This is a genomic window from Cupriavidus cauae (assembly GCF_026210475.1).
Lineage (GTDB): Bacteria > Pseudomonadota > Gammaproteobacteria > Burkholderiales > Burkholderiaceae > Cupriavidus > Cupriavidus cauae.
Genome location: NZ_CP080294.1, coordinates 429,769 through 446,705, shown reverse-complemented (window position 1 = coordinate 446,705; position 16,937 = coordinate 429,769). Strand labels below are relative to the sequence as shown.

The window sequence follows — 16,937 nt, the reverse complement described above, 5'->3', positions numbered from 1 at the left end:
ACCTCCACCGAGCCGGAATCGAGGGCCGGATATCGGGAAATATGTTGCTTCCAGCACAAATTGGGCTCTGTCCGCCCGATGTGACCTTCCCGCTCTCGCTTTAGGTGTTGCTTTCCGGCATACGCATTTCTACCTAATGTTGCAATGCGTCAATCCTTTGCCTACAATTCGGGAAAACCCCATAAGGGTTATCCCTGAAAGGAAGGACGCCATGAACACCCAATCCGATATCAAGCTGACCGACCAACTCGAACGCGACCTGATCGAGCGCGAACTCGATGCTCCGCGCCTGGGCTTCGCTTACGACGTCAAGCGTGCCATCGCCGCCGTGCAAGGCGTGCTGGCCCGCCTGCAGTCGGACGCCCGCAAGGCCAAGATCGTCTTCGCGAACGGCTAAGCAGCCGGCTCGACCCCTGCATCGCGACGGTCCCCCGCCGTCGCGCGGCGGTCCGTCCGCGGTTGGCCTCTGGTCAACCCGCGGCCACCTCTGGCGAGCCCGCAGCTCGCCCGGAGCTAGCCCGCAGTTAGCCAGCCGCCAAGGTCAGCCAATAGAAAACCGGCCCGGTATCGGCCTCGCAGCCACGCGCTGCGGGACCGATACCGGGCCGGTTTTTTTGCGTCGCGGCTCAGCCCGCGCTGCTTTCCGGTTCTTTCGTGTCCCCGGAAGCGGAAGCGGCGGCGGGCGCAGGAGCAGTGCGAGCGGTCGCAGCAGCGGAAGAGGCCGGATTCGGCGCAGGCCGGCCCGCCGCCGCGGTGGCGCGCGGCTGCCACGACACGCTGATGTCGCCGTTGACGAAGGTCTGGCAGGCAAGCCGGTGGCCGCTGGCCAGTTCCTGCTCGGTCAGCAGCTTCTTCTCCTTAGCCTTGACCTCGTCGGTGTGTTCGAGGCCGCTGTCGATGTGGCATTTGCAGGTCCCGCAAAGGCCGCCGCCGCACTTGAACGGAATGCCGCCCTGTTCGCGCAGCGAGACGCGCAGCAGGTTGCTGTTGGGCGGGGCGGTGGCGGTCTTGCCGTTGTTGCTGACGAAGGTGATCTGGATCATGGCAATGCGCTGCTATCAGGTATCGGGCGTGTTCAGGATTCGAATGGCGACCGGCGATTCGAATGCAATTCAAATGGCGACCAGCGCCAGCTCCATGCTGCCGAACGAGGCGAGCCGGCGCAGTTCCTCGCGCGCCGCTTCGACGGTGGCGTACTTGTCCAGGAACTTGGTCGGGACATGGTTGACGATGCCGGGCGGCGTTTCCTCGACCACGCGGACCTTGGTCTCGCGGTCGAGCTGGGCGATGACGAAGCGCACGGTGGGTTTGCCGTAGAAGCGGTACTCGTAGCGTTCCACCGGCGTGATGCCGTCGACGGGCTCCGTGCGGAACTGGCCGGGGCGGCTGGTCAGGATGATGTACATGGCGTCGAAGTCGGGAACAGCGCCATCAGGTCGGCGACGAGCAGGCCTTGGCGCCGGCCGGCACGCGGCCCGCGGCGGCCGCGGATTCCTCGGCCGGCGACAGTTCGTCCTGCGCCAGCTCGATGTCGTGCTCGATCCAGAGCTGGCAGATCAGCCGGTAGCCCTGTTCGAGCCGCTCGCCCAGCTGCTTTTTCTCTTTCCAGTTCGGCGGCGGCAGGTGTTCGGCGCCCGCCAGCACGCGGCAGGCGCATTTCGAGCACTTGCCCATGCCGCACTCGTAGCGCAGGTTCGGATAGGGAAACTGCCGGATCCCGGCGCGCACGACGAGGTTGGTGCGGGGCGCGACCTCGTCGCTGTGGAGTTGGCCGTGCCGGTGAAGAAGAACCTTGGGCATGATGTTGTCCTGCTTGTTGCTGTCTACGTGTCTGTCAATCTACGAATGCCGCTATCCACGGATGCCCGTCCACAAACGGCTCGCCGATGGCGCAAGGCAGGGCATGGCGGCGGCCAGGTCAGGACCACAGCAGCATTGCCGCCACGGTCGAGCACGCCAGCCCGATCACCACCGGGATCAGCAGCGCCCGCACCGCGTCGAGCACCGGCACCCGGGCGAAGCCGGCCACCGCGATCAGCGAGGACCAGGCGATCAGCGTGCCGCCGCCGGTCCAGACCGCACCCATCTGGCCGACCGCCGCCAGCGTGGCCGGATCGAAGCCCACCACCGGGCCCAGCGCGCCGGCCAGCGTGCCGGTCAGCGGCAGGCCCGCGAAGCCGGAGCCGTCGATGCCGGTGATCATGCCGACCAGCAGCACACCGAACGCGACCAGCATGTGGTTGTCGGGAATCAGGTGCTGGTACGACTGGATCAGCTCGAACAGCAGGCTGGGCGCCTTGCCCGGCGGCAGGCCGAGGATGTGCGCCGCGGTCTCGCCGGCGCCGACGAAGAAGAAGCCCGCGATTGGCAGCACCGATCCCATCGCCTTGAAGGCGAATACGAAGCCGTCCGTGATGTGCTCGGGGCAGACGTCCAGCATCCGGCGCGGGCCTTCGGCGGCCAGCGTGGCCAGCATCATCAGCACCGCGGCCACGCCGCCGACCAGGGCAGCGGCCTCGCCGCCCTTCAGGTCCTGCACGCCGGTGCCCAGCTTGGGCAGCACCATCACGGTGACCACGGCGAGGAAGGCGATCGGCGTCACGATGGCGAAGCACTTCGACCATTTGATCCGCTTGCGCTCGACCATCGACAGGCTGGCCTCGATATTGGATTCGGTGGCCAGCGGCTCTTCATGCGCGGTGGCGCGGGCGATCTCCGCCTTGTCGAAGGTGCCGCCGCCATCGACGCCCAGCGTCGTGCCGCTGGCGCGCTGTTGCCACCGGTCCAGCAGCGTACCGCTGGCGGGAACGATGTGCTTGCGCATCGACAGATAGGCCAGGCACAGCGCGATCGCGCCGGTGATGATCGACAGGGTCAGCGCGCGGTCCGCGACCACGGCGGCGCTGACCGCGGCGCCCGCCGCCTTGGCGCTGATGCCGGGGGCGACGCCGATCACATAGTCGGAGGACAGCGCCATGCCCTGGCCGGCGATCGCGATCGCCATCGCGCCCGCCAGCGGCGGCAGCCCGGCCGCGATCGCCGCCGGCAGCAGGATGGCGGACACCAGCGGCACCGCGGGCGTCGGCCAGAAGAACAGCGAGATCACATAGGTCACGCCGGCGAGGATGAAGAAGGCGCTGTGCCCGTTCTTCATCACCACGCGGAAGGGCTCGACCATGCGGATATCCGAGCGCAGCGTCTTCAGCGCATTGAGCAGCGCGGTCATGAAGGCGATGACCAGGAAGATATTGAACAGCTCCTTGGCGGCCACCAGGCTCGCCGAGAACACGCCCGCCAGCGCGGACACCGGGCTGCCGGTCAGCGCGAACACGACCAGCGCGGTCCCCACGATGGAGGGCACGACGACATTGGCGCGCAGGATCATCGTCAGCACGATGACCGCGACCCCCATGAGATATATCCAGTGCGCGGCACCGATCACGACTTCGTGTTGCATGAAAGCTCCGTGGGGCGAGAGGGTGGTTCGTGTAGCTCGACCGTCCTTCGGGTGGGGGTCTGAACGGTATACTATATTCCGTATGGCGGTGCCGCCAAGCGAAATCGTATACGGATATACGCTGATACCGGAGTGGGGTGCGGCGCCGGGAAGCCGCACCAGAACTGGGAAAGATGCGGACAAGGAAACACCGTTGCGGTGCGGCGCGCGGCGAATCGGGTTGCGTTTTGCCTTCGTCGGTATGTAGACTGTATACCAACATCCGCTGCTCAGGTATTCCACCGCTGCGCAGCCCACGCGACGCCCGCATCGCGGCCGCCAGTCCTGTTCCAACCGCCGCTTCGTCATGACAACCACGTTGCCCGCGCTGATTGCGAGTCTGTTGCCGACGCTGTCGCCGGCCACGTCGTTGCTGCCGGCCGTGCCGTTGTCCGAGTACGGCTGGATGGGCGTGACGATCTTTGCCGGTGCCTGCCTGCAGGGCGTCGGCGGCATCGGCTTCGCGATGCTGGCGGCGCCGCTGGCCGCGATGTTCTTTCCGCAACTGGTGCCGGGGCCGCTGCTGACGATGGGTGGTTGCCTGTCGCTGCTGGCCGCGCTGCGCGAGCGCGAGGCGATCGCCTGGCGGCTGACGGGAACGGCGCTGCTCGGCCGCACGATCGGCGGGCTGATCGGCGTGCTGGCCATTGCGTGGCTGCGGCCGCAGTGGCTGGCGGTGGTGTTCTCGCTGTCGATCCTGGTGGCGGTCGCGCTCAGCGCCCTTGGCTGGCGCGTGCGGCCCTCTGCCGGCAATCTCGCCATCGCCGGCACCGCGTCGGGCTTCATGGCGACGTTGACATCGGCGGGCGCGCCGCCCTTTGCCATCGTGATGCAGCACATGAGTCCGGCCGCGATGCGCGCCACCGTGGGCTGCATCCTCGGTGGCGGGGCGGTGTTGTCGTTGGCGATGCTGGCGGGCGCGGGGCGCTTTGGCATCGTGGACCTGACGCTGAGCGCGCTGCTTGCGCCGTTCTTGCTCGCCGGCTTTGCGGTATCGAGCCGGCTCAAGACGCGCGTCTCGGCCGTGGCTGTGCGGCGCTTGCTGCTGGCCCTGTGCGCGGCGGGGGCGATCGCCGTGCTGGTGCGGCTGGCGCTGCAGAGTTGAGCCGCGCGGTCCGCTCGCCTTCGACCCCGACCCTGACCCGGATCCCGACTCCGACTCCGACTCCGACTTCATTCCAACTTCATCCATCCACCATCGCAGGAGACCCGATGCAGCACATCACAGACGAAATGGTCGATCGCCACGTCGCACCGGAGGACGTGCAACGCATCATGCTCGAAGCGTTCCGCAGCTTCGGGCAGGGCAGCGCCGCCATGCAGCAGCGCATCCGCACCGAGGCCGGTGGCGTCAAGCTGTCGACGCTGGGCGCGGTGATCCCGGAGCAGGGCGTGGCCGGCGGCAAGGTCTACACCACCATCGACGGGCAGTTTTCCTTCGTGATCCTGCTGTTCTCGACCGAGGACGGCCGGCCCTTGGCCTCGTTCGATGCGGGCGCGATCACGCGCCTGCGCACCGCCGCCTGCACGGTGGTCGCGGCGCGCCATCTGGCGCGGCCCGACGCGCGCACGCTGGCGCTGTTCGGTGCCGGCACGCAGGGCGCTGCCCACGCACGGCAGTTGAGCGCCGCGCTGCCGCTCGAGCGCATCCTGCTGTGCGACCCGTACGCGCCGGCCGATATGCCGGAGCGCCTGAGCCAGAGCTGCGGCATCCCGGTGATCGCGACCGAGGCCGAAGCCGCGGTCCGCGAGGCCGACATCGTCGTGACGGCCTCGCGCTCGACCACGCCGCTGTTTTCGGGCGAGGCGATCAAGCCCGGGGCCTTCGTGGCGGCCATCGGTTCCAGCCTGCCGCATACGCGCGAACTGGACGACGTGGCGCTGTCGCGCGCCTCGGCGGTGGTCGTCGAGTGGAAGCCGCAGTCCACGCGCGAAGCCGGCGACATCGTAATGGCGGGGCAGGGCGTGCTGCCCGAGGCGAAGCTGATCGAGCTGGCGGACGTGGTGCTGGGCCGGACGCAGCCCCGGCGCAGCGACGACGACATCGTCATCTACAAGTCCGTCGGCGTCGGCCTGGAAGATGTGGCGCTGGCGGGCCTGGCATGGCGGCGCCTGCAGGCGGCCGCGGAAACCGGCGCCACGATCGCGGCCTGACGCCGGCTGCCCGCGCTGCCTTCGCTTCCCCGCGCACGGCCACCACCGCACCAAGGTAAACCCCGATGAATAAACCTCCGCAGGACCTTGTCCGCCCAGCCTAAGTGTATATAGTATACAAACATCGAGCGAACGATCCGCCCGACCCAACCCATTCCGAACGTCAGCCAACAAGGAGCCCCACATGGCCGAACTGATGAACCGAGAAGAATTCCGTGCCGCCCTGGAAGAAGCGATCAAGGGCAAAAGCGCCAACCAGGCGCCGTTCAGCAAGGCCTGGGCCACCGGCAAGCTCAGCCGCGCCCACCTCGCCCGCTGGGCCGAGAACCACTATCACTATGTCGGGCCGTTCGCCGACTACCTGGGCTATATCTACGCCCGCATGCCGGATCGGTATACCGAGGCCAAGGATTTCCTGCTGGCCAATATGTACGAAGAGGAAATCGGCGGCGATCGCCACACCGACCTGCTGATCCGCTTCGCCGAGGCCTGCGGCACCACGCGCGAGCGCGTGATCGATCCCGACAATATGTCGCCCACCACGCGTGGCCTGCAGGCCTGGTGCTATTCGGTGGCGATGCGCGAGGACCCGATCGTCGCGGTGGCCGGCCTGGTGGTCGGGCTGGAGTCGCAGGTGCCGTCGATCTACCGCAAGCAGACGCCGACGCTGCGCGAGAAGTACCAGTTCACCGACGAGGAGGTCGAGTTCTTCGACCTGCATATCGTCTCGGACGAGATCCACGGCGAACGCGGCTACCAGATCGTGCTCGAGCATGCCGATACGCCCGAGCTGCAGCAGCGCTGCCTGAAGATCTGCGAGATCGGCGCACAGATGCGGCTGCTCTATACGACCGCGCTGTACTACGACTATGTCGCGCACGAGCTGCCGCTGCCCGAGCTCGAACTGGCGGCCTGATCGCCCGGTCCGCGCGGCGGCGCCTTCGCGGCGCCGCGCTTCTTCCCCTAACCGCCTGATGAGCGCCGCACAGATGGAACCGTTCTACAACTACATCGATGGCGAATGGACCGCGTGCCAGTCCGGCCGAACCTTCGACAACATCAATCCCGCCGATACGCATGACGTGGTGGGCCGCTTCCAGGCGTCCGCCGCCGAAGATGGCCAGGCGGCGGTGGCCGCTGCCGCTGCCGCCTTCGACGGCTGGAAGAACACGCCGATCGGCCGCCGCGCGGCCATCCTGAACCGCGCCGCGCAACAGCTCGAAGCCAATGCCGACAGCATCGCGCGGGAACTCACACGCGAGGAAGGCAAGGCGCTGAGCCTCGCGCGCGACGAGGTCCTTCGCTCGGCGCAGACGCTGCGCTTCTATGCCGTCGAGGGCCAGACCTTCACCGGCGAATCGTTCCCCAACGACGATGGCGACATGCTCGTCTACACGCAGCGCGAGCCGCTGGGCGTGGCGACGGTGATCTCGCCGTGGAATTTCCCGATCTCGATCCCGGCGCGCAAGATCGCGCCGGCGCTGATCACCGGCAATACGGTGGTGTTCAAGCCGTCGTCCGATGCGCCGCTGAGCGGCTATCGGCTGGCCGAGGCGCTGATCGACGCGGGCCTGCCCAAGGGCGTGCTGAACTTCATCACCGGCAGCGCCGCCGACGTGGGCGCCGCGATCACGCAGGCACCCGCGGTGCGCGCGATCTCGTTTACCGGCTCGACCCGTGCCGGCGAGCAGATCCATCGCTCGGTGCCGCTGACCACGCGCACGCAGATGGAGCTGGGTGGCAAGAATCCGCTGCTGGTGATGGAGGATGCCGACCTCGACCAGGCCGTCGAACTGACGATCAAGGGCGGCTTCTCGCTGAGCGGCCAGGCCTGTACCGGTACCAGCCGCGTGCTGGTTGCCGAGTCCGTGCGCGAGGCCTATACCGAGAAGCTGCTGGCCCGCGTCAAGACGCTGAAGATCGGCAGCGGCCTGACGCCCGGCATGGACCTCGGCCCGCTCGCAACGCGCAACCAGCTCGACAACGTGCTGCGCTATATCGACATCGGCAAGTCCGAGGCGACGCTGCTGTGCGGCGGCGAGCGGCTGACGGGGCCCGAATACGACAACGGCTTCTATGTGTCGCCCGCCGTCTTCACCGATGTCACGCAGCAGATGCGCATCGCGCAAGAGGAGATCTTCGGGCCGGTGATCGCGATCATCGCGTTCAGCGACTACGCCGATGCGATCGCCAAGGCCAACGATACCGAGTACGGCCTGGCCGCGGCGATCGTCACGCGCAATCCGCGCTACATGCACCGCTTCGCGGCAGATATCGAGGCCGGCACGGTGAAGATCAACCGCACCACCACCGGCAATCTCGTCAACGCGCCGTTCGGCGGGCTCAAGCGTTCGAGTACCTCGACCTTCCGCGAGTCCGGTCGCACCGGCCTCGAGTTCTATACCCAGATCAAGACCGTCTACCGCGGCTTGTAAGCACCGCGGCATTGCAGCGCCGCACTGCAGCGCCGGACTGCCACGCCGCATCGATCAGGAGAACATCGCATGAAACAAGCCATCAAGCTCGAACTGCGCGAAGCGCGCCATATGGTGGCCGCGGCCATCGCCAAGTCCGAGGAGATCGGCGTGCTCGAGTCCATCTGCGTGGTGGACGAGGGCGGCTATCCGCTGGTGCTGGAGCGGATGGACGGCGCTCGCATCACCGGGCCGCAGATCGCGTGGAACAAGGCCTTTACCGCCGCCGGCCACAAGCGCTCGACCCACCTGTTCACGACGCCGCCGAACGGGCCCGCGCTGCCGGGCAACGAGGCCTTCGGCATCCAGTGGAGCTTCGAGGGCAAGTTCGCTGCCTTCGTCGGCGGCTTTCCGATCGTCGTCAACGAGCAGGTGATCGGCGGCATCGGCCTGAGCGGCGGCAACGGCGAGCAGGACACGCAGGCCGGCCTCGCCGCGCTGCAGGCGCTGCAGGAACTGCTGGCACCGCAGGACCTGAAGGTGGTGGTGCAGGCCGACATCAAGCGCTGAACCTAGCGCTGAGCCAGGCGCTGAACGGCGCGCTGAACGCGCGCCGCCTCTTTCAACCGGCTATTCGGAACCCATCATGTCTCACCGCATCCAGATCCTCGAAACGCAGCAGGCCTTCTTCGTCGAGCGCGGCGAAACGCTGCTGCAGGCCGCGCTCAAGGCCGGCATCACGCTGCCGCACGATTGCCAGCTGGGCGGCTGCGGTACCTGCCGGCTGAAGCTGGTCGAGGGCGAGGTCCGCTACGAGGAGGAGCCGATGGGGCTGGCGCCCGACGAGGCGGCCGCGGGCTATGCGCTGGCCTGCCAGGCACAGCCGGTTGGCGATCTCGTGATCAGCACCGCGCGCGAGGACGAGGCCTGCGCCGAGCCGATGCGGCATCGCGCGCGGATCGAAGCGGTTCGCCCGCTGACGCCGACCGTGCTGCAGGTCCGGCTGCAGGTGCCGGATCTCGAGGCGGCGCTGGACTATCGGCCCGGCCAGTACCTGAAGCTGATCGCGGCAGAGGGGCGGGCCCGCAGTTTCTCGATGGCGTCGGTGCCGCGGGGCGGCAGCATCGAACTCCATGTCCGCCGCATTCCGGGCGGCGCGGTCACCGACCGCATCCTGCCGGGCCTGGCGCCGGGCGATGCGGTCGAGGTCGAGCTGCCGCACGGCAACTTCTTCTATCGCGCCCGCGACTACCGCCCGCTGCTGATGGTAGCGACAGGCACCGGCATCGCGCCGATCAAGGCGATCCTCGAATCGCTGATGGACGATCCCGATTGCCCGCCAGTCTCGCTGTACTGGGGCATGCGCGAGGAGGGCGATCTCTATCTGCACGAGCAGATAGAGAGCTGGGCCGAGCGCCTGTACGACTTTCGCTATGTCCCGGTGCTGTCGCGTGGCGGCATCGGCTGGCAGGGCCGGCGTGGCTATGTGCATCACGCCGCGGTCGACGATCTCGGCGATCTGTCCGAGCATGCGATCTATCTGTGCGGCTCGCCGGACATGATCCGCGACGCGCGCCAGGCCTTCCTGGATCGCGGCGCGAGCACCGAGCACATCTACACCGACAGTTTCACGTTCCAGCGGGACTGAGAAGGCCGGCGATCGTCGGGAGCGGCGACCGCGCCGCTTCGCTCGGTAGCTGGTATACAATAACGCCAGCCTTTGGTGCGGGCCTTGCACCAGCCGGTGTCACGCGCCGGTGTCACCAGTCGGTGCCATCCGCGGTGCCGCCAAACCGGCCACGGTCCCGCCCATTCGCGCTGTTCAATCCGATCGCCTCGCCATCCGCCATGTCCCTCCGCCCGTCCGTTTCCGCCGCGCCCGATCAGGAAGTCGTGAGCCTGGGCGCCAGCCATTCGCCGCTGTTCGCGCTGGTCACCGACAAGCTGCGCGAGCGCATCCTGAAGGGCGACTACGCGCCGGGCGAACGCCTGGTCGAGAACAAGCTGTCGGCCGAGCTGGGCGTGTCCCGCATCCCGGTGCGCGAGGCGCTGCGGGCGCTGGCGAGCGAAGGGCTGGTGCTGATCGAACCGCGCCGCGGCGCCTCGGTGGCGAAGCTGTCGCCGGATATCGTCCGCGAGATGGTCGAGGTGCGCGCCACGCTGGAGGGGCTGAATGCCAAGCTGGCCGCCCAGCGGCGCGATCCGGGGCTGATCGCCGAACTCGAGGCGGTATTGCAGCAGGGCATGGAGGCGGCGGCGCAGGGCAAGGCGGACGAACTGCTGACACTGAACTCGCGCTTCCACGAGGTGCTCGGCAATATCGCCGCCAACAGCGTGCTGCAGGAAATGATGCGCTCGCTGCGTGAGCGCACCGCGGTGCTGTTCGGACCCGCCAATACGGTGCGCGCCCGGCAGAACTGGGACGAGCACGCGCAGATCCTGCAGGCGGTCATCGCCGGCGATGCGGATCTGGCGGCCCTGCTGGCGGCGCGGCATGTCTACAGCGCGGCCAAGGCGGCCGAGCTGCCGGTGGGCGAGCAGCACGCTGCTTGAGCCTCAGTGTCGAACGCCTCACGCCTCACGCCTCACGTCTCACGTCTCACGTCTCACGTCTCACGCCTCACGCCTCACGTCTCACGCCTCACGTCTGACTCCGGGACAAGTCCTCCGGTCCTTCTCCTTCCCTTCGGTTTTCTCTGTCGCGCCGCACCACGGTAGCGGCGCCGCATGCGCTGGTCTGCGGCTGCTTGCGGTCCGCTGTAGATGGGCACGGCATCGCGTGCACGCACGGCTTCGGGGCGTGCCGCCGCACCGTCATGGCGCAATGCACAAAATTTGTGTATACTGTCAACCGTTGTAAACGCAATAGAGAAAGACCATGACTTACCGCGACACCACCGCCCGGGCGTCGTACCTGGACACCCCGGTCGGCCAGCAACTGCTGCGCCACTACGCATCCCGCGATGCCGTCCGTCATGCCACGCCGCTGATCCCGCTGCGGGCGGCCGATGTGCTGCGCTTCGTGCAGTGCCTGTTCGGCCGCGCGGGCTGCGGGCATCGCCCGGCATAAGCGCCAACGTACCTGCAAAGCGCTGCTGGCAGCGCCCGAACCGCCCTCCGGGGCGGTTTTTCTTTTCCTTCTCCTGATTCGGCTCTGCTGACCCGCCCCGCCGACTCCGCCCTCCTGGCGCCGCTCTCCGACGCCGCTCTGCCGACGCCGCTCTGCCGACGCCGCTCTGCCGACGCCGCTCTGCCGACGCCGCTCTCCCGACGCCGCTCTGCCGACGCCAAGCATTCGTCCGGGAGCGATTCCATCTCTCGGCCAACGCGGCGCACCGCATGGTGGCCCACGTCCCGCTGGGCCGATTCTTGCGTAAAGCGCATCCGCGACGCCGCCCGCGCCTGGGGCGCACCGGCGGTGCGAGGGTTTCCGCCAATGCCGGGGAACCTTGGTGCGCCCTAAACTATTGCATATAGTATACCGACGCAGCACAAACTCAGGACTCCCAGTAGAGAGGCCGGGTGCTGCCGTCAGGGTCGCGGCAATAACAACAGGCAACAACAAGCAACAACAAGAAAAGGAGCCGACGTGAGCCTGCCAACGTCCCCGTCCATTCCCGCCCGCGCCGGCGTTCCACCGCGCCCTAAGACGGCAACCGCCGGATCTGACGCGCGCCATCGCCCGCTGTGGCAGGCCGTCGACGATCTCGCCGAAGGCCGCACCAGCGCCGAGCAACTGCTCGATCTGTGCCACGCCGCCTGGGCCGAACGCAATCCGCTGCTGAACGCCATCGTGCTGGCCGATTTCGATGCCGCGCGCGAGCAGGCGCGCGCCTGCGACGCGCGCCGCCGCCAGGGCAGGGCGCTGGGGCCGCTCGATGGCGTGCCGTTCTCCATCAAGGAATCGTTCGACGTGGCCGGCTGGCCGACCACCTGCGGCAATCCGGCGCTGCGCGAGCATGTCGCCCGTCGCGACGCCACCGTGGTGCAGCGGCTGCGCGAGGCGGGGGCCGTGCTGATCGGCAAGACCAATGTGCCGCTCGGCCTGCGCGACTGGCAGAGCTACAACGCGGTCTACGGCACCACGCGCAATCCGCACGACCCGTCGCGCACGCCGGGCGGTTCGTCGGGCGGCAGCGCGGCGGCCGTCTGCGCCGGCATGAGCCTGTTCGACATCGGTTCGGACATCGGTTCTTCGCTGCGCAATCCCGCGCACTACTGCGGCGTGTTCTCGCACAAGAGCAACCACGGCATCGTGCCGCTGAGCGGCCATGGCACCGCTGCGGCCTCGTTCGGCATGCAGGACATCAACGTGGCCGGGCCGATCGCCCGCAGCGCGCGCGACCTCGAGCGGGTGCTGCAGGCCATCGCCGGTCCCGAAGGCGCCGATGCGGTGGCCTATCGCCTGGCCCTGCCGCCGTGCCGGCTCGATACGCTGGCGCAATTTCGCGTGGCGGTGCTGCCGTCGCACCCGCAGGCCGAGGCCGACCGTGAAGTCAGCGACTGCATCGAAGGGCTGGGCCGCTGGCTTGAAGGGCAGGGCGCCAGTGTCGCCTGGCATGTGCGTCCGTCATTCGAGGCCGAAGAGCTGTGGCGCGTCTACGTGCTGCTGCTGCGCGCGACCACCTCGGTCCATATGCCGGACGGCGCGTTTGCCGAGGCGATGGACCAGGCCGCGGCCGCATCTCCGGGCGATGCGCGTTACGCCGTGCTCCAGCATGCCGGCGCCACGCTGCGCCATCGGGACTGGCTGCTGTTGCAACACGCGCGCGAGCGCTTCGCCCTGGCCTGGCAACGCTTCTTCGACGACTACGACGTGCTGCTGTGCCCGGCGGCGGCCACGACCGCCTTCGAGCTGGACGAGGCCGGCGAGCCGTGGCAGCGCCATCTGAACGTCAACGGCAAGCCGCAGCCGATGACGACGCAGCTGTTCTGGGCCGGCCATTCGGGCCTGTGCGGGCTGCCATCGACCGTCGCGCCGATCGGCCCCGGCAGCAGCGGCCTGCCGGTCGGCGTGCAGATCGTCGCCGGACGCTACCGCGATCTGACCTCGCTGCGCTTCGCCAGTCTTCTGGAGGCGGCGGGCTTCGGCTTCCGGCCTCCGCCCGGCTGAGGACGCACGAGGCAACGGACGAGGACGCACGACGCAACGGACGAGGACGCGAGCCAACGCGCCACGCCACTGGCCCGGCATCCCACCCCACCGAATTCGCACGCCACGCGGCCAACCACGCGGCAACACGCCGCCACGATGCCCCACACTGACAAGGAGCGACGATCATGCTGGACTGGTTCAAAGAGCTATCGCGGATGGAGCGCAAGGGTTTCTACGGCGCCTTCCTCGGTCATGCGGTCGACGTGTTCGACTTCATGATCTATTCCTTCCTGATCTCGACGCTGCTGACGCAGTGGCAGATGAGCAAGTCGACCGCCGGCGCGATCGTCACGTGGACGCTGGTGTCGTCGCTGATCGGCGCGATCGGCGCCGGCATGCTGGCCGACCGCTATGGCCGCGTGCGCGTATTGCGCTGGACCATCGTGGTGTTCACCGTTGCCTGCTTCCTGTGCGGGCTGGCCAATTCGCCCGAGCAGCTGATGCTGTTCCGCATGATCCAGGGCATCGGCTTCGGCGGCGAGTCGTCGCTGTGCATGGTGCTGGTGACCGAGATGATTCGAAATCCCGCGCACCGCGGCAAATACTCCGGCTTTACGGCGAGCAGCTATTCGTTCGGCTGGGGCGCGGCGGCGCTGGCCTACGGCCTGACCTTCAGCCTCTTTCCGGCCGAGACGGCCTGGCGCGTCTGTTTCTTCCTCGGCATCGTGCCGGCGCTGGTGGTGTTCTATCTGCGCCGCAACCTCGACGAGCCCGAGGTCTTCGTCAAGACGCGCGCCGAGCGCGCCGCGCAACGCGGCTCGGCGTGGCATGAACTGAGCCGCCTGGTGCGGCGGCCGCTGCTGCGCAAGACCGTGCTGTGCAGCCTGCTGTCGGGCGGCATGCTCGGCGCCTACTACGCGATCGCGACCTGGCTACCGACCTTCCTGAAGACCGAGCGCGGCCTGTCGGTGTTCGGCACCAGCTCCTATCTGGCGGTGACCATCCTCGGTTCGCTGGTCGGCTACGTGGCGGGCGCCTATGCGACCGACCGCCTGGGACGGCGGCCGACCTATGTGCTGTTCGCCGCCGGCGCGTTTGCGATGGCGCTGATCTATATGGTGATCCCCGTTTCCAACCTGTCGATGCTGTTCCTCGGTTTTCCCCTGGGCGTGCTGATGCAGGGCGTGTTCTCCGGCATCGGCGCGACCATCTCGGAGTCGTATCCGAACGATATCCGCGCGACCGGTTACGGCGTCTCGTACAACCTCGGGCGGGTGATCGGCTCCTTCTTTCCGCTGTCGGTCGGCTGGCTCAGCTCGGGCCGGACCTCGCTGCCGCTGGCCATCGCCATCGTCGCCGGGGCCGGATACGCGCTCGTCGTGTTCGCCGCGCTGATGCTGCCGGAAACCACCGGCATGGACCTGGACAAGGCGGGTGGCGACGAAGCCGACCGCGACGAGACGGCGCCGGGCAAGGTCGGGCTGGCGCCCGCGCCGGGTGCCGGCGGGACCGTGGCCTGACCGGCCGAACTGGCGAAAGCCGGGGGAGCAGGCGGGGCAGAGGCCGGGCGCAAGTCGGGCGCGGACCGGGCGCCGATCGGGCGCCGATCGGGCGCGGCTGGGCGCAATCCGGCGGCAAATCGGGCGGCAAATCCGGCGGCAAATCGGTCGGAATGGGCCGCAAATCGGTCGGAACGGGCTGGGCGGAACACCCCGCCCGATATCCCAGATCGTCACGTTTTCGGGAACAACCTAGGGCTAACCCTGTCCAGGCGATTGCATTCGGTTACAATGCCGCTCTTGCGTCTTATTACGCAGGGCACCAGCCGTCATATTCCTGGCGTCGTGCGCTTGCCTGCATACCGACGCCAACTTCCCCTTGATGCGAGCCTTACTGCCCTTTCTGATCGCGTGCTGCCTGTTCCTGCTCTCCTTTGGAGCGCAGGCCGGCACGCGTCTGGACGCGGCGGCGGGGCTCGGTCCCGGCCAGATGCGGGTCGGACCGCTGGTTTGCAGCATGGCGGCGGTTGCCGCCGTGGCCGCCCGCACGCTCTCCAGCGATGAGGACGGCAGCCGCATCGTCGCGCCCGGCGACGACGGCATCCATGCCGACGACGTCGTCGAATCCGCGCCCTCGCCAGGCTACTGCAATATCTGGTCGGCCGATCTGCTCGATCCGCCCGACGTGCTCGACGAAATCGAGGAATCCAGCGCGCTGTTCGCCCTGCCGACGGCGCCGCTCGAACTGCCTTCCGGCGATGTCTCTCCGCCTCGCCACGGTCGCGCGCCGCCACTGCCCGCGGCGCTGTTCAAGCCCCCCATCCTCACTGCCTGATCGCTGACGCGCCGGTCCAGTCCCGTATCGGACCGGCCGCGCCTCCTATCTGCGTGTCTTGCTCGCGGCCTTCGCCGCCGTGGGCCGTGTGCTTGTCGCGGTAACGCCGTCCGCGCGAAGCCGGCATGCAGTGGTCCGGCTTTTTCTCGTTGCCATGAAGATCTCTACGCTTACCCTGATAGCGTCGCTTTCGCTTGGGGTGTCGTCGGCCTTTGCCGCCGATGCCTTCTCGCTGGAGCAACTGCTTTCCCTGTCCCAGAACTCGAACAAGGGCGTGGTCGCCGCGCATGCCGGCGTGGACGCCGCCAGCGCCGCCGTCACCAGCGCGGGCGCCTATCCGAATCCCCAGGTCGAAATGATGTACGGCCGCCTGCGCGGCCGGCAGGCCGGCGTTGCCGAGGGAAACGCGCCCAGCTTCTCGATCACGCAGCGCCTCGACTACCCCCAGCAACGCAGCCTGCGCCGCTCGATCGCCGAGCGCAATCTCGACGCGACTGAAGCCGGTCTGCAGGCCTTCTACGCCGACCTCGCCGGCCGGGTCAAAACCGGCTACTACGGCGTGCTGCGCCGCGAGAGCGAACTGGCGGCGGCACGGGAAGACCTGGCGATGATGAAGCAGGTCCATTCGCGGGCGCGCCTGCGCGTCGAGGTCGGCGAGGCGCCGCGCTATGAGCTGATCCGTGCCGAGACCGAGTTGCTGGCCGCGCAGAAGTCGCTGCAGAGCGCCGAATACCGCGTCGACCAGGCCAAGGCGGCGCTGCGCCAGCAGGTCGGCGGCGCGCTGCCGCCGAAGTTCGCGCTGGCGGGCAGCCTGGGCCAGCTTCCGAGCGTGCCCGATCTGGCCGTGATGCGCGAGCGGCTGAACACGGCCAACGCCGAACTGGTCCAGCGCCGCATGGAGCTGGAGCGCGCCAATCTGGCGGTCGACTACCAGCGCTCGCTGCGGCTGCCGGAGCTGGCGGTGCGCGCCAGCACCACGCGCGAACCCGACAACAGCGTCTCGCAGGTCGGCCTGGTGCTGACCATTCCGCTGTGGGACCGTCGCAAGGGCCCGGTGGGCGAGGCGGTCGCGCAGGCCACGCAGGCGCGCAATGCCTACGAGCTGCGCGAATTCGAACTGGGCCAGGAGCTCGAGTCGGCGTACCGCCAGCTGGAAATCACGCAGGCCCAGGTTACCGCGCTGGAGTCCGGCATCGTGCGCGAGGCCGAGAACGCGCTGCAGGTCGCGCAGGCGGCCTACCGCTACGGCGAGCGCGGCATCCTCGAAGTCATCGATGCCCAGCGCACGCTGCGCAACGCGCGCAACGAACTGATCGCCGCGCAATACGACCAGCAGATGGCCGTGATCCAGATCGAACGCCTGCTGTCGATGGCGCCCGGCATGACGCCGCCGGGCATGGCCCCGACCGCCGCGACCTTCTCCACCGAATCGAAACAAGACTGA

General features: G+C 68.2%; 16 protein-coding genes and 1 pseudogene. 13 read left to right on the top strand and 4 right to left on the bottom strand.

Features of this window, described 5'->3' with window-relative positions; translation table 11 throughout:
- Positions 1 to 211: 211 nt before the first annotated feature.
- A complete protein-coding gene (locus KZ686_RS17560) occupies positions 212 to 397 on the top strand; it encodes a hypothetical protein (RefSeq protein ID WP_006575737.1) in 186 nt (61 codons plus the stop codon).
- Positions 398 to 764: 367 nt separating this feature from the next.
- Here KZ686_RS17560 and KZ686_RS17555 read toward each other — a convergent pair.
- The 4 genes and pseudogenes from KZ686_RS17555 to KZ686_RS17540 all read right to left on the bottom strand — a co-directional run.
- A pseudogene (locus KZ686_RS17555) lies at positions 765 to 1,043 on the bottom strand (2Fe-2S iron-sulfur cluster-binding protein); the annotation flags it as partial.
- Positions 1,044 to 1,112: 69 nt separating this feature from the next.
- The gene (locus KZ686_RS17550) at positions 1,113 to 1,406 is read right to left on the bottom strand and encodes a ferredoxin (protein WP_150082390.1); all 294 of its coding nucleotides are present in this window, start codon (positions 1,404 to 1,406) and stop codon (positions 1,113 to 1,115) included.
- A gap of 25 nt (positions 1,407 to 1,431) precedes the next feature.
- Positions 1,432 to 1,800 (bottom strand): 2Fe-2S iron-sulfur cluster-binding protein, encoded by a 369-nt coding sequence (locus tag KZ686_RS17545; protein WP_149319950.1) that lies wholly within the window; start codon positions 1,798 to 1,800, stop codon positions 1,432 to 1,434.
- A gap of 118 nt (positions 1,801 to 1,918) precedes the next feature.
- Positions 1,919 to 3,457, bottom strand: a complete 1,539-nt coding sequence (locus KZ686_RS17540; RefSeq protein ID WP_149319951.1) for a hypothetical protein — start codon at positions 3,455 to 3,457, stop codon at positions 1,919 to 1,921.
- A gap of 346 nt (positions 3,458 to 3,803) precedes the next feature.
- Between KZ686_RS17540 and KZ686_RS17535 the strand changes: the two genes are divergently transcribed.
- The 12 genes from KZ686_RS17535 to KZ686_RS17480 all read left to right on the top strand — a co-directional run bounded on the left by KZ686_RS17535 (position 3,804) and on the right by KZ686_RS17480 (position 16,937).
- A complete protein-coding gene (locus KZ686_RS17535) occupies positions 3,804 to 4,601 on the top strand; it encodes a sulfite exporter TauE/SafE family protein (protein ID WP_265634547.1) in 798 nt (265 codons plus the stop codon).
- A 107-nt stretch (positions 4,602 to 4,708) separates the two neighbouring features.
- The gene (locus KZ686_RS17530) at positions 4,709 to 5,650 is read left to right on the top strand and encodes an ornithine cyclodeaminase family protein (RefSeq protein WP_265634545.1); all 942 of its coding nucleotides are present in this window, start codon (positions 4,709 to 4,711) and stop codon (positions 5,648 to 5,650) included.
- 184 nt (positions 5,651 to 5,834) lie between these two features.
- On the top strand, positions 5,835 to 6,566 hold the full coding sequence (locus KZ686_RS17525; protein ID WP_149319954.1) for a TenA family transcriptional regulator: 732 nt from the start codon (positions 5,835 to 5,837) through the stop codon (positions 6,564 to 6,566).
- A 73-nt stretch (positions 6,567 to 6,639) separates the two neighbouring features.
- Positions 6,640 to 8,085, top strand: coding sequence for an aldehyde dehydrogenase family protein (locus tag KZ686_RS17520; protein ID WP_149319988.1), 1,446 nt, complete (start codon positions 6,640 to 6,642; stop codon positions 8,083 to 8,085).
- A gap of 69 nt (positions 8,086 to 8,154) precedes the next feature.
- Positions 8,155 to 8,634: a GlcG/HbpS family heme-binding protein gene (locus KZ686_RS17515; protein ID WP_006575728.1), complete on the top strand. Its 480-nt coding sequence runs from the start codon at positions 8,155 to 8,157 to the stop codon at positions 8,632 to 8,634.
- Positions 8,635 to 8,710: 76 nt separating this feature from the next.
- On the top strand, positions 8,711 to 9,712 hold the full coding sequence (locus KZ686_RS17510; protein ID WP_265634541.1) for a 2Fe-2S iron-sulfur cluster-binding protein: 1,002 nt from the start codon (positions 8,711 to 8,713) through the stop codon (positions 9,710 to 9,712).
- 200 nt (positions 9,713 to 9,912) lie between these two features.
- The gene (locus KZ686_RS17505; protein WP_150082386.1) at positions 9,913 to 10,617 is read left to right on the top strand and encodes a GntR family transcriptional regulator; all 705 of its coding nucleotides are present in this window, start codon (positions 9,913 to 9,915) and stop codon (positions 10,615 to 10,617) included.
- A 325-nt stretch (positions 10,618 to 10,942) separates the two neighbouring features.
- On the top strand, positions 10,943 to 11,134 hold the full coding sequence (locus KZ686_RS17500) for a hypothetical protein (protein ID WP_149319957.1): 192 nt from the start codon (positions 10,943 to 10,945) through the stop codon (positions 11,132 to 11,134).
- 615 nt (positions 11,135 to 11,749) lie between these two features.
- Positions 11,750 to 13,177, top strand: a complete 1,428-nt coding sequence (locus KZ686_RS17495; protein WP_265635268.1) for an amidase — start codon at positions 11,750 to 11,752, stop codon at positions 13,175 to 13,177.
- 167 nt (positions 13,178 to 13,344) lie between these two features.
- On the top strand, positions 13,345 to 14,679 hold the full coding sequence (locus KZ686_RS17490; protein WP_265634539.1) for an MFS transporter: 1,335 nt from the start codon (positions 13,345 to 13,347) through the stop codon (positions 14,677 to 14,679).
- Between the two features lie 496 nt (positions 14,680 to 15,175).
- Positions 15,176 to 15,493: a cobalt-zinc-cadmium resistance protein gene (locus tag KZ686_RS17485; RefSeq protein ID WP_223819470.1), complete on the top strand. Its 318-nt coding sequence runs from the start codon at positions 15,176 to 15,178 to the stop codon at positions 15,491 to 15,493.
- 154 nt (positions 15,494 to 15,647) lie between these two features.
- Positions 15,648 to 16,937: a TolC family protein gene (locus KZ686_RS17480; RefSeq protein ID WP_149319960.1), complete on the top strand. Its 1,290-nt coding sequence runs from the start codon at positions 15,648 to 15,650 to the stop codon at positions 16,935 to 16,937.

What these genes read in the sequence shown, in the direction of transcription:
- KZ686_RS17560 (WP_006575737.1), top strand. Translation starts at nt 212, where the DNA reads ATGAACACCCAATCCGATATCAAGCTGACCGACCAACTCGAACGCGAC.
- KZ686_RS17550 (WP_150082390.1), bottom strand. Translation starts at nt 1,406, where the DNA reads ATGTACATCATCCTGACCAGCCGCCCCGGCCAGTTCCGCACGGAGCCC.
- KZ686_RS17545 (WP_149319950.1), bottom strand. Translation starts at nt 1,800, where the DNA reads ATGCCCAAGGTTCTTCTTCACCGGCACGGCCAACTCCACAGCGACGAG.
- KZ686_RS17540 (WP_149319951.1), bottom strand. Translation starts at nt 3,457, where the DNA reads ATGCAACACGAAGTCGTGATCGGTGCCGCGCACTGGATATATCTCATG.
- KZ686_RS17535 (WP_265634547.1), top strand. Translation starts at nt 3,804, where the DNA reads ATGACAACCACGTTGCCCGCGCTGATTGCGAGTCTGTTGCCGACGCTG.
- KZ686_RS17530 (WP_265634545.1), top strand. Translation starts at nt 4,709, where the DNA reads ATGCAGCACATCACAGACGAAATGGTCGATCGCCACGTCGCACCGGAG.
- KZ686_RS17525 (WP_149319954.1), top strand. Translation starts at nt 5,835, where the DNA reads ATGGCCGAACTGATGAACCGAGAAGAATTCCGTGCCGCCCTGGAAGAA.
- KZ686_RS17520 (WP_149319988.1), top strand. Translation starts at nt 6,640, where the DNA reads ATGGAACCGTTCTACAACTACATCGATGGCGAATGGACCGCGTGCCAG.
- KZ686_RS17515 (WP_006575728.1), top strand. Translation starts at nt 8,155, where the DNA reads ATGAAACAAGCCATCAAGCTCGAACTGCGCGAAGCGCGCCATATGGTG.
- KZ686_RS17510 (WP_265634541.1), top strand. Translation starts at nt 8,711, where the DNA reads ATGTCTCACCGCATCCAGATCCTCGAAACGCAGCAGGCCTTCTTCGTC.
- KZ686_RS17505 (WP_150082386.1), top strand. Translation starts at nt 9,913, where the DNA reads ATGTCCCTCCGCCCGTCCGTTTCCGCCGCGCCCGATCAGGAAGTCGTG.
- KZ686_RS17500 (WP_149319957.1), top strand. Translation starts at nt 10,943, where the DNA reads ATGACTTACCGCGACACCACCGCCCGGGCGTCGTACCTGGACACCCCG.
- KZ686_RS17490 (WP_265634539.1), top strand. Translation starts at nt 13,345, where the DNA reads ATGCTGGACTGGTTCAAAGAGCTATCGCGGATGGAGCGCAAGGGTTTC.
- KZ686_RS17485 (WP_223819470.1), top strand. Translation starts at nt 15,176, where the DNA reads ATGGCGGCGGTTGCCGCCGTGGCCGCCCGCACGCTCTCCAGCGATGAG.
- KZ686_RS17480 (WP_149319960.1), top strand. Translation starts at nt 15,648, where the DNA reads ATGAAGATCTCTACGCTTACCCTGATAGCGTCGCTTTCGCTTGGGGTG.